Source organism: Acinetobacter legionensis, from assembly GCF_048552295.1.
Taxonomy (GTDB): Bacteria; Pseudomonadota; Gammaproteobacteria; order Pseudomonadales; family Moraxellaceae; genus Acinetobacter.
Genome location: NZ_JBIMCW010000054.1, coordinates 1 through 7,990 on the forward strand (window position 1 = coordinate 1; position 7,990 = coordinate 7,990).

Below are 7,990 nucleotides of genomic sequence, written 5' to 3' on the forward strand. Positions count from 1 at the left end.
AGAGACTTTTTTGTTTTTAGGTGCGATTCTATGTTTAAGTTTGAGATAGCCTCTCTATGGTGAAAATAGAGCGTTTAAATGAGATATTTTTTTATTTGCCTAATTTTTCTGTTTGATGAATAAATCGAAAGATCCTTTTATTTAAAATATTCAGGCGGTAATATGCTACATTGTATCTCAATTGAGTCACATAATGTTTAGGTGAAGATATGACTTCTCAAACCTCAATGCTACACGTTCGAATTGATGATGAAACAAAGTTACAGGCACAGCAGGCTTTGAAATCAATGGGGATGTCTGTTTCTGATGCTGTACGGATCTTTTTAACTCGTGTCGTGGCTGAACAGGCTATTCCATTCGATGTACGTGTACCCAATACCACAACTGTAGCTGCTATGAATGAAGCTGATGCACTTATTCAAGCAAAGAAAGCCCGTTTTGAAACTGTAGAAGACTTGTTTAATGACCTCGAAAAAAACAGCTAAAGATAAACGGGCCGTTTTACCTCGATCATCGGACTATACCAAAGAGTTCTTAGCAGATTGGCAAAGGCTTTCTCGTAGTGGTCGTTATGATATGGGGAAGCTTAAACAGGTCATGATGCTGATTATCGCCAATGATGAGCCTTTAGGTGCTGAATGGGTTGATCATGCGCTCAGTGGTAACCAATGGAAAAACTGCCGTGAACTGCATGTCGGTGGCGATTTTCTGCTGATCTATCGTATCGAGCCACTTTCTAAGTTTGAAATGGTGGTTTTTGTGCGTACTGGAACGCATAGCGAGTTATTTAAGTAAGCACCAAACAAAGAGGATCTGTATTTATGAATGAAGCAGAAAAAGAACGATTAAAAGAGATTTTTAGAAGTTCAAAGGGAATCGTAGATCATGAATTTTCCCAAGAGATTATTGATGCTTGCCAACCTTATGAAGATGCAAGGCATCAGCGTATTTTGAACGGTGAAACGACTTTGGAGCAGGAAGAAGCAGCTTTAATGGCTGAATGGAGACGATTGAACCCTAAATAAGCCTGTAAGAGCTTAAATGGTACTTATTTTGGTGTTTTTTTATCAAAAAAGAGCAAATTTCATCAAATTAAAGCAAATGGTTTTATCAAAAAAACGCAACTAAAAGCAAAAATCAGCAAATAAGATCAAATTAAGGCAAATCCTAGTGTTTGGTATGTAGCAAATAAAGGCAAATATACGCAAACTAGAATTTGTACGATGAGGCAAGATGTGTAATGTAATAGTACACGCAAGGTGAACGACTACATTACCGACAACAATTCGCTATTGCTCAATGTTGATCTTGTCCTATGGAATTTCTTTGTTAAAGCTTTTGGATAAAAGCTATTTTTGAAGCTTAGATATTTAAAATTGCTAAATTTCTGCTAAATATTTGCCTAACTTTTGCATAAGATTTGCATAATAAATGCCTAATTTTTGCTAAATATGATTAGTTGACGCTCTCAAAATTCAAATTTCATTGAATTTTGTGGGTTTTATTATTTTTTAGGTCACTTGAATTGATCAAAAATCGCCATCTTTTTGATACACACCATACGCACCTTATTAGGATGCAACGAAACCCTTATCAGATAAGGGTTTCACTGTTTTTATCTATATTAGAGGCTTGCCACATTGATACACATTTTTTAATAAAATATATTAAAAACAAATCCTTAGTGTATTTTTGTCACAGATTGCCACTAACTAAAAACAGTCATGCTTCGCATAAGAGATTTTATGTTAAATAAAGATATTTATTATTTCTTCCAAAATAAAAAAACCGCCTAAGAGGCGGTTTTTTTTATCAAATATGGCTAATCAGCAATATTTAAAGCGGTAAAATTTGGAGGTTGATATAAAGTTTGCATATGGGAAAAAATCATCATTCCAGAAATTAAAAACATCAATATTGTTATTACAGAGCTATATAATCGCATTCATTACTTATCAATCTTACTAGACCAACATATTACCTTATATTGTTACATTTACAATAAAAATATGATTTTATTAATTTTTTAGTTAATTTTATCTTTTTTATAATTTTAATAAATATATATATAAGAAAACTTGATATTTTATGTTTTTAGTGTATAGTTACTTTAACTAGAAAAAAGTCTTGTTCCGGTAAATCTTCTTTAAGTATCGCAGTTTTAGTCATAATCCTTCGTTTTTTTCAGATTTTAAGTCGCTTCTTTATTATTTTCAAAGTTATACCCAGTCAAGAAAATGACTAAAAATTATTAAAAATTAGTAGGATATATTATGTCAAACTCAAATATCGTTAAAGGTTCTGTAAAGTGGTTCAACGAAACTAAAGGTTTTGGTTTTATTCAACAAGAATCAGGCCCAGATGTTTTTGCTCATTTCAGCGAGATCGCTAGTTCAGGTTTCAAAACTTTACTTGAAGGTCAAATGGTTGAATTCAGCATTACCCAAGGTCAAAAAGGACCAAATGCTGTAAATATTGTTGCTATCTAAGTAATAATAGGCAGTAATAAAAAAGCACTAATCAGTGCTTTTTTATGATCCAAAATTTAATTTTAAAGTTGTTTTCCAGATCGGAAAAATCCCAAAAAATAGGATATAAGTTGTTAAAAATAAATGATTTAATTGCAAAATCTAAAAATGGCACTGAAATTATTGTATCGTTAATTCCATTAAATAAAATGCAGAATACACGTCAAGGTTTACAACAAATTGAAGTAGGTAAAAGAATTTTGCTTCAGTCTGGAATTGTAGTTGATTTAAATTTAGATGGTCGTACTTTTTATACTTCATTACATCACCTTTTTAAATTAAATCAAAGAGTTATGTAGGTATTAATTTTTATATCAAGTATTGATTTCGCTATTTTTTCTACTACAATTTTATTAAAGGTATATAAATGCTTAAACAAAGTATCAGTGTGAAAGATCAATTTGGGGTTAAACAGGCTATTCAAGCAACAGTTGATAAGTATTTTGCTACTACGCAATCTTCTTCTAATGTAAAACATATCACCGTTGATGGTGAAGATATTCGGCCAAATTTTGAAATGTTTTTTCAAAGTACATCGAGTGGAAAAATTTTCAAAATTGTATAGATAAACTGAATTCTGTTTCAGCTCCTATATTCTATAAATGATAATCAGAATTCAATTGTAGGCCATTATAAATCAGACCTTCTATCGGTATCAGGAAAGTTAGATGGTTAATTAATTGAGTTTTAAGGACTGATTTTTGTATTATACAAAAATCAGTCCTTTTAATTTAACTTGTGATATTAAATCTTATATATACCCAATTCAAAAATAATTCTTTATGATTGAAATTAGGTGCCGATATAGCATCTATTACTAGCCAAGCCTTATTAAAATTTAGTGTGAATTTTAATGGTTCCTTTGCTTCAAAAGCACTAATTCTATGGTCATGAAGTTCAAAGAAAAAACTTTTAACTTTTCAAATTGGTTACTATTCTTGAAGTTTGGAGATTTTTTTTAAAAATTATAAATTTGTTCTATAGTTATCAAAGAAGTGGTATGGAACATTCTAACCTTTCGTATATTTTGCATATTTAAATTATGACACATATCAAAATTATCTAGTAAGTTTATATTTTATAAAATAAAGATCCCATAGTTAAAAGAGAAACCTTATTAACTGAAATCTTAATTTTTAGCTAGCATCAATCCTTATTCTGATTTTGGATGCACCTCTAAGTGTGATTTAAAGCGAAAACATAGACAATAAAAAAGCCCGACATCCTGTCGGGCTTTTTCATATCGGATTGCTCGTCTTACTGATCTCGTGCTGCCCATTCCTTGCGCAATTTTCTTATTCTTGTTGTCTGGAAACATCCAGTTTCCTTATGTATTCATCATAGGGCTAATGACTTGAATTACCAATCTGCAAAATCGTTAAATCTGTGTAAGTTTTAGCTTACAAAGTTGGCCTATTTTATCCCAAGAGTTGTCCGCAGAAATTGGGGATTATTTCTGAATTGTGACCCTTGAGAAATCAGAAAAAAATGCAAAAATGAATGTTTTTTGATCAATTTTATTGGCTAAAAGTTACAGTTTTGCTTAAAAAGAAACCGACTTGTTTCCAAGTCGGTTGAACGAGAACGTTCCAGAGGGTATGAATAACGATAAGATACTGATCTTAAAGTAATATTAAAAACACGTTTCGTATAAGGCCCATTCTGTTAAATATAAAAGCTTTTCATGCTATAAAAAATATTATTTAATTGAATCGTAATAGCTTTTGAAAAATTGAAATGACTAGAAATACATTTAAAAACTCATATCGTTCTAATTATCGGGGAAAAGTAACGGTTGAAGATGCTCAAAAACATCAGAAATATATTGATGACATGAAGAAAGATGCAGCTTTTTACTATTTAGATCATTTAGAAAGTTCAATTATTCCACATAGTATGCTTCATAAAATCATCCAGAAATTAAAAACGAAGCAGAATGACAGTTTAACTTTGCCAGAAAAAGCCTATTTACTTCGCAATAATCTGAATGCTTTATATGCCCTTATTGAAGGGAAGATCTCTTTTAATCAATATAAAAAAGAATCTTCAAATGACAGAGTTGTATATAAAAAACGTTTAGAAGAGGAACAAATACGTCTAGAAAAACTTAAGGAGCTAGAGCGTATTGAAGAGCAAAAACGTCAAGAAAAATTAGCTCAAGAAAGAAAAGCTAGAGAACAAGCTGAACGTGAGAGAAGAAAGAAACTAGAATCTGATCCAAAATATATTGCACAGCAAAGAGAGAAAGCTCTTTTAAATAAATATGAAATTTATCCTTATCTTATTGGCAATAAGCAAAGATCTAAACTACTTAATATATTGAATTTATTGGATAACCAACAAAGATTACAGGAACAAGATGCTATTTGGTTAAGTTCAGAAGGACGAGAGTTTTTTACTGGCGAAGTTAAAATGAAATTTCATCGTGTAGAAGCTGACTTTTATCTTAAACAATATGAAGTAACTAAATCAGATTGGCATGCTATCAATGCCTCTAGCCAATTAAGAAAATGTAAAGCTAGTAAAGAAGCTGAAAAATTTCTAGAAAACACAAAAATTTCCTCAAATAAAAATAGCAAACTATTATCTGCTTATTTTACTACTCTAGGTGGAGTAAAAAGGGATCTCAAGAAATCAGATACCGCTATAGAGCATGGATTAAAAGCACATGATCATAGTTCTCAAGACTATAGACCTTGTACCTTATTAGGGGCTATATACATGGAGAATCATGAATATGATCTTGGTCACGATTGGTATAGCAAGGCTCGTGATAGAGGGGCTCCAGAAAACTCTATTAATGCTGACCTCAGAAGTATTCTATTGAGGTTGGATAAGGCTAAACGTAGTGAGATGGTGGCAAGCTTATTGAAAAAGGATCCATATATTTATGGATGGTTAAAGGATATGAAGCAGTAAGATAATTTGAAGTTTTGCTAAAATTAACATAATACACCTTATACGAAATGCGTTATAATTATCTTTAGAAATCAATGCTGTAGTTTCTAGTTGATAGATCATCTTCCCCAAGGTGGGCTTTTTTTATGATTTTTCACGTTCCACGCTTAATAAGTGAGCAATGTTTCACGACTTTGTTTAGGTTAATTGAATAATCAGGATTCCTGGTCTTTTTCTTTTTGGCGTTCATTCAGCTCTTTTTTAAGTGCCTTTTTATCTTGGTAGGATGCAATCAGCATGATCGGGATCAGCAGCGGGGCCACAATAATTCCTAGGGCAATGTCTTTCAGTTTCGGCATGATCTCTCTCCCTTAGTCATTATCAAAAACAGCATTCAGCACACGGCCAAATAAGCCACGCTTTTTGTGTTGTGGCACTGCCACATTTTGCAACGTGGCATGCTGTAGCGTTTGGGTGTGGTATGCCGTAGTTTCTTGCTGTGGCACTGCCACATTTTCTGCAATATTGAATTCATTATTCTTTTTATTATCATTGTCTTGTTGTGTTGTCGCATGCTGTGGCATGTCGGTGTCGCATGCCGTAGCATCTTGTTGTGGTAATGCTGTGGCAGGTGCAACACTTTTCAGCTCAATGAGTGTTTGCATACGGTCAATTTGTTGCATTAACCGTTCTTCACGTTCTTGGTATTTTTTGACTTCATTTTCTAAATGGGCAATAAGTTTTTTTGTAGATTCATCACCTTCTTGCTTAGATGATTCAATTTTTTGAGATGTTTGCTCAGGTTCTCCAAAGCATCGGATGACCTCTGCTAGATCGAATTGTCCATCACTGGAGCGTGATAAACGTCCATTACGTACAGCTCTGTAAATGGTTGATCTATCCACATGAAATTTTTTAGATACTTCACTTAGTGATAACTTAGCCATTTACGGTGTCCTTTTTATTTGATGGCATGTATCCCACTTTTTTTAGGTATGGGGATAGTTCTTTGATTTTTTCAGGGTCTTGTAGCATCTCAGCAATACGAACAGCAAATTGAGGATAGCTTTCAGTTCCTTGTGAATAGCGACCCATTTCAGGGAGTTCTGAAAGTTTGTTTGCAAACATATGCCGTTGAGCATCGGTCATCTTTGAAAAAAGGTCTAAGGTATTTGGATCTCTTTCTATTGATGGATTATCCTTTTTCTTCTGTTTAAACGTAAAAGAAAAACCTGAAATTGATCGACCTCTTTTGTGTTGTTCATACTTCACTGTGATATCTGTATGTTCGTTAATTTGTTTAATAGCGAGCTCAAGTACACTAGTTTTAAAGCGTTCCATACGCTTGTACTCAGTATCGAGTACGCCAATTCTTTGACGGAAATCACTTAGCTCTATAATTGGAGTAGAGCCCGTACTTCTCCAAGCAATTAATAACTCATATAAACGAACAGCATAAGCACTACTGAGATTACTAACTTGCTGCAATTCGTATTTAGTAAAATGCTCTTCTAAGCGCGTAATTAATGGAACTATGGCAGGGGCAAAAATAAGCTTAACCACTGCTTCATTATCTACATATCCAATTTCACTAACCCAACGGGATCTATAGTTCTCAATATTCCCTCTTTCATTTATTTTTTGATAACTAAATTGTCTAGCGAATAAATCATTACAGGCATCTTTTAATGCTTGATAGGCAGTATTGCGATGTACACCAAATTGATTGATATAGCCTTCGGCATGTACTTCAAGGGGATCATTAGCATTAATCCCTTTCCCACTTTCCCTTGCTTCAACAATAGCCAATAAAATTAAACGTTGTTCTACTAAATCCAAGTTATAGCTTGCATTGATTAAGGCATTGTCTTTTACCACTAATTCTCTCATGAAGCACCAGTATTAATTATTATGCTATGACACAATAATTAATTTTAGTGCTACAAGCAAGGTAAACGGTGTCATATTGCAAGGTAAACGGTGTCATATTGCAAGGTAAACGGTGTCATATTGCAAGGTAAACGGTGTCATATAGGTTTTGAATCCCTTGTAAATAAAGGGTTTCAGCATGTTTAAAAGCATTTAAAAACTTTAAAAATAATTAAAAGCCCAGGCAAAAAAAAATTGCCCTTGGTTTTCGCTGCGCTCAAACTCTATTGAATCTCGCTATCGCTCGATTCGAGGGGCAATTTTTTGGTTCTTTTTGTTGTGAATTTTAAAAAAAGCAAAGGCAAGAGCAAAAGCACTCGGAATTCGCTTCGCTCATAAAACTTTTTTACTCGCTACGCTCGATCTAGGCTCCATTTTCTGCATGTGATTTACGCTTATTTAGGCTTCACAGCCTAAAAAGCTGTTTTTCAGAAAGTCTAGGCGCGAATTTTGGTGATGTCGCTCGTAGACACTCGCTTGGTTTATGTCTTCTTAGTGGCTTATTAGTGTTGTGTCATTTGCTTCTATTTGAGTTTAGAGAGACTTTTTTGTTTTTAGGTGCGATTCTATGTTTAAGTTTGAGATAGCCTCTCTATGGTGAAAATAGAGCGTTTAAATGAGATATTTTTTTATTT

General features: G+C 33.2%; 10 protein-coding genes. 7 read left to right on the forward strand and 3 right to left on the reverse strand.

Annotation, left to right across the window (positions count from 1 at the left end; all coding sequences use genetic code 11):
* The first annotated feature begins 209 nt into the window (after nt 1-209).
* The 7 genes from ACG916_RS21235 to ACG916_RS21265 all read left to right on the forward strand — a co-directional run bounded on the left by ACG916_RS21235 (nt 210) and on the right by ACG916_RS21265 (nt 5,447).
* A complete protein-coding gene (locus tag ACG916_RS21235) occupies nt 210-485 on the forward strand; it encodes a type II toxin-antitoxin system RelB/DinJ family antitoxin (protein WP_004676369.1) in 276 nt (91 codons plus the stop codon).
* Entirely contained in the window at nt 463-795 is a 333-nt protein-coding gene (locus tag ACG916_RS21240; RefSeq protein ID WP_068520061.1) for a type II toxin-antitoxin system YafQ family toxin, read from the forward strand. Before ACG916_RS21235 ends, ACG916_RS21240 begins: the two co-directional genes overlap by 23 nt.
* Before the next feature lie 26 nt (nt 796-821).
* A complete protein-coding gene (locus ACG916_RS21245) occupies nt 822-1,025 on the forward strand; it encodes a hypothetical protein (RefSeq protein WP_046128055.1) in 204 nt (67 codons plus the stop codon).
* A 1,248-nt stretch (nt 1,026-2,273) separates the two neighbouring features.
* Nucleotides 2,274-2,489 (forward strand): cold-shock protein, encoded by a 216-nt coding sequence (locus ACG916_RS21250; RefSeq protein WP_010117346.1) that lies wholly within the window; start codon nt 2,274-2,276, stop codon nt 2,487-2,489.
* A 110-nt stretch (nt 2,490-2,599) separates the two neighbouring features.
* Entirely contained in the window at nt 2,600-2,827 is a 228-nt protein-coding gene (locus tag ACG916_RS21255; protein ID WP_010117348.1) for a hypothetical protein, read from the forward strand.
* Nucleotides 2,828-2,895: 68 nt separating this feature from the next.
* The gene (locus ACG916_RS21260; RefSeq protein ID WP_010117350.1) at nt 2,896-3,093 is read left to right on the forward strand and encodes a hypothetical protein; all 198 of its coding nucleotides are present in this window, start codon (nt 2,896-2,898) and stop codon (nt 3,091-3,093) included.
* Between the two features lie 1,172 nt (nt 3,094-4,265).
* Nucleotides 4,266-5,447 carry a hypothetical protein gene (locus tag ACG916_RS21265; protein WP_010117352.1) on the forward strand — a complete coding sequence of 394 codons (1,182 nt, stop codon included), beginning with the start codon at nt 4,266-4,268 and terminating at the stop codon, nt 5,445-5,447.
* A 194-nt stretch (nt 5,448-5,641) separates the two neighbouring features.
* Here the strand turns inward: ACG916_RS21265 and ACG916_RS21270 are convergent, their stop codons facing one another.
* The 3 genes from ACG916_RS21270 to repM are packed head-to-tail and all read right to left on the reverse strand — an operon-like array spanning nt 5,642 to nt 7,316.
* Nucleotides 5,642-5,785: a hypothetical protein gene (locus ACG916_RS21270; RefSeq protein WP_419329331.1), complete on the reverse strand. Its 144-nt coding sequence runs from the start codon at nt 5,783-5,785 to the stop codon at nt 5,642-5,644.
* Between the two features lie 12 nt (nt 5,786-5,797).
* A complete protein-coding gene (locus ACG916_RS21275) occupies nt 5,798-6,373 on the reverse strand; it encodes a plasmid replication DNA-binding protein (RefSeq protein ID WP_046128056.1) in 576 nt (191 codons plus the stop codon).
* Complete coding sequence (gene repM / locus ACG916_RS21280; RefSeq protein WP_046128057.1) at nt 6,366-7,316, reverse strand: replication initiation protein RepM; 951 nt, start codon at nt 7,314-7,316, stop codon at nt 6,366-6,368. The genes ACG916_RS21275 and repM overlap by 8 nt, the downstream gene beginning before the upstream one ends.
* Nucleotides 7,317-7,990 lie beyond the last annotated feature (674 nt).